A 3,132-nucleotide genomic window follows, 5' to 3' on the forward strand; every position below is an offset into this window, starting at 1 on the left:
CAGCCGTAAGAACAGTGTCTGGATGGTAGAGAAATCTCATAATCACCCATCCAGACGCTTCCTGAGAATCTAACCCCGTCAGTCGTGACTATCCACTGACTCGATGGGAAGTACCGACTCTAGAAGGGAGCTCCGCTACTTCGAGATTTTCCACACTGCTGCTCAAATCCATAAGCGGAAGTGGAACCCCCCCGGTAGTTCCAACTCAATCTGTGCGTGGCGGCTACCGGTTGTTATCGATCCAGGCTTTGAACTTTTGGTAGTCCTTCGCGCCGGCCTGATCGGCGATACTTCGGAGCGTGCCCGCGCTGAGTTCATCGTGGAGTGGGACGGGCACGGTTCGGGCTTCCGAGTCGTGCCCTTCGGGCGGCTCCCACCGGAGGATTGCGTGGTCTCCCCGTGTGCGTTTCCACTCGTAGATTCCGCTGTTGACCATTACCTTTACGACATCCTTCCCAGAAAACGGCGCATACGACATTGTCGTCAGGAGAAGTCAGTCGAAGATCTCCGAGTCGTCGAGAGATCCGGACGTGTTTTGTTCGGGATCGATCCCCAACTCGCGGAGATCCTTGTCGTCCGGAGGTTCACCCTCGCCGTGGTATCCCTGGAGTGCCTCATCAAGATTTTTGAGTGCCTTTTGGCGCGTCTTCCCTTGGCTGACAACGCTCGTTTCCTCGTCCTTTGCGACCCACCACTTTTCTTCGCGAGTGAGCGTAATTGTGGTGCCTGTCGGTGGTTCGTGGTTGGTGCTCGAATCGGTACTCATGGTTCAGTCTCCGGTGTCAGACTCCACGCGAGAGAGGTGCCGATTTTCTTGCTTGTCACCGTGCCCTCCTCTTGGAGTTGTCGCAGTCGATAGTCAGCACTAGGTCGCTTGATCTCCAGTTCGTCGGCGACCTCGCTCGTGGCCGCTGGTTCGTGCTTCCGCACGGCGGCGACGACTTCGTCGTCGGTGTGCTTCGCGGAAAAGCGCCCGCGTTCGTCACGTTCGCTTGTGCTCATACTCGAGAAAACGTGCTCTAGAGACAAAAGTCCATCTACTCCGGAGTAGATGGCGCTTGTTAGTATGTACTACTAACAGATGACCGGGAAAATGCACGTCCCTCACCAGATCTTCGTAGTGCATATTGAGCGTGCCACCTGTTAGAGACATCAGCGGTAATGTGTTGGATCCTCTGAACGATCGTGCGAAAAGTAGTCTGATCTCTGGGATTTCGACGCGTTTCGGGATGACTGATTGATTTGATAACCAAAGTAGAACGTGCGACGGTAGCGCGGTCGATCTCTGAAATTTGGCCGATTTAGCGGATTGACTTCCTGTGGGCAGTATAAGCGGCAGTGGATTTCTCAGATGGTCTCAATCAGGCGTATGAAGTACCTGGTGTAAATCTCATAGTCGGTAGTAACTGTTTCGGCAATCTACTATTTGGGTGTTGAATTCACTCGATTCATCACACGTCTAGTAGTCTCGAAAATCGTCTGGGTTTACGAATATGCGTAGCAAGTAACTGTGCATGCCACACGACGACCCACCTTCGGCTGACGAAGATGTCGCACAGTTTCGGCTTGCCCACCGCCATACTGCTCTTTCCACATTAGTGGAGCGTGGCCTTCTCATCTGGGATCACGATGAGAATCTCGTGAAAAAAGGCCCTCGATTCGATACCAGCAGCCAATCATCAGAAAGACATTGAATAAGAGACTGACCGCACTCAATCTTCGGTTTTCGATTCAAGCACATTTAACAGATTTTGCCGTCGGGAGTGTGCGACTGACTGGACCATGTAGTCGACTTCAAGAACCTGCTCAGGGATCCCTGGGATTGGACTGGCATCGGAAGGTCACTCTGATACCATATTGTCGTCATCGTCGAACTCTCGAGAGAGCAGCACTCACCGGTACCCCTTCCCACTGAACTCTGGTTGCTAACGTATAGCAGAATTTGTGGTTCGGTTGGACGAGCAGCCGGAACTCGAGCTTGACACGCTCGACGTCGGTGTCGAACAGGACGTCATCGCCTTCGACATTCCAGGTACGATTCGAGACATCGACGACGATCTCCTTGCTGAGCTGGCCGACTCTACACTCCGACCAACCGAGATCCACTTCACCACGAGTGAATAGCGCACAAACAACGTGTTATTCGTTTTCTCCACTCGGAGAACGTTTGTTGTCGAATTCCGAGTTGGACTGGTGGACTGTAATCTGCCCGCTGCTGTCGACCTTGACGTGATACGCATCGTAATTGAATAGGACATGCCCATTCGGCACACGCGGGGTCTCACTAGCCCGTGGTCCAAAGAGCGCATCAAGTGCGTCGGGATCGACAAACTCCGAGAGCAGTGCTAGTTCAGTGGGATCAGCATCATTGAGTGTCGCAACTGCCTTAATCAGCTCTTCACTGACGCTGTCCGTGGACGGATCAAATTCCGTCTGGTAGGTCTCATCGTCTTGCTGCTCGTGATCGTCGTCGAAAGGGGGTGTGTGATCAGTCATTGTGTGGGGATGAGAAGTACTAACTCTAGAATGCACCCCACATACGGCATGTGAAACAGCCAGACTGTTTCTGAAAGGTTCGTTTCCGCGCCCTGGAAACGGATACACAGTATGTCCTTGCTTCTCCGTCAGAGTCCCTATGCACCAGTCACATAAAGTTCTGGCTGGGAAGAGAACGCTACTCGAACGGCATTTCGTGCCAGCTGTGAATCTGTTCCTCACTGGCGCAAGCGACTGATAGAATGGAGTTAGTCCCCGTCCGCAGTCGGCTCGGAGACAGTAATCCACCCATCACTCGCAACCTCAACGTGATACTGGTTATATTGGAAGCCAACATTCCCCTCGCTATCACGGGGCTGCCCGGCGACCTCTGGCCCGAAGAAGCCGTCTTCGATGGCGGCGATATCTACACATTCGTATAATGGGGGATCTTTGAGATCCACTGGAGCAACATCCTCGGCGTCCGCGATCGCGAACATGATTTCGGTGGTCAGATCGCGGTGGCTTTCGCGTTCATAATCGGTACTTCCCAACCGATGTGAGAACTGAAGCTAAAGCGTTAGTCTAATTAGGAAGATGTCTGGTTGAGTGAATGTGTTCAATATCCCTCAGCCAGACGGTGCTCTTTCGGACTCG

6 protein-coding genes are annotated in these 3,132 nt (G+C 52.9%); 1 reads left to right on the forward strand and 5 read right to left on the reverse strand.

Annotated features, from left to right (window positions below):
* Positions 1-223: 223 nt before the first annotated feature.
* The 3 genes from ACR3FF_RS26485 to ACR3FF_RS26495 are packed head-to-tail and all read right to left on the reverse strand — an operon-like array spanning position 224 to position 1,002.
* On the reverse strand, positions 224-478 hold the full coding sequence (locus ACR3FF_RS26485) for a type II toxin-antitoxin system HicA family toxin (RefSeq protein WP_458191068.1): 255 nt from the start codon (positions 476-478) through the stop codon (positions 224-226).
* Positions 479-493: 15 nt separating this feature from the next.
* Positions 494-766, reverse strand: a complete 273-nt coding sequence (locus tag ACR3FF_RS26490; RefSeq protein WP_458191069.1) for a type II toxin-antitoxin system HicB family antitoxin — start codon at positions 764-766, stop codon at positions 494-496.
* Positions 763-1,002 (reverse strand): helix-turn-helix domain-containing protein, encoded by a 240-nt coding sequence (locus ACR3FF_RS26495; protein WP_458191070.1) that lies wholly within the window; start codon positions 1,000-1,002, stop codon positions 763-765. The genes ACR3FF_RS26490 and ACR3FF_RS26495 overlap by 4 nt, the downstream gene beginning before the upstream one ends.
* Before the next feature lie 942 nt (positions 1,003-1,944).
* Between ACR3FF_RS26495 and ACR3FF_RS26500 the strand changes: the two genes are divergently transcribed.
* Entirely contained in the window at positions 1,945-2,124 is a 180-nt protein-coding gene (locus ACR3FF_RS26500) for a hypothetical protein (protein ID WP_458191071.1), read from the forward strand.
* A 15-nt stretch (positions 2,125-2,139) separates the two neighbouring features.
* Here the strand turns inward: ACR3FF_RS26500 and ACR3FF_RS26505 are convergent, their stop codons facing one another.
* Positions 2,140-2,496, reverse strand: coding sequence for a HalOD1 output domain-containing protein (locus ACR3FF_RS26505; RefSeq protein ID WP_458191072.1), 357 nt, complete (start codon positions 2,494-2,496; stop codon positions 2,140-2,142).
* A 248-nt stretch (positions 2,497-2,744) separates the two neighbouring features.
* The gene (locus tag ACR3FF_RS26510; RefSeq protein ID WP_458191073.1) at positions 2,745-2,975 is read right to left on the reverse strand and encodes a HalOD1 output domain-containing protein; all 231 of its coding nucleotides are present in this window, start codon (positions 2,973-2,975) and stop codon (positions 2,745-2,747) included.
* Positions 2,976-3,132 lie beyond the last annotated feature (157 nt).

It is taken from the genome of Haladaptatus ordinarius (assembly GCF_054177595.1).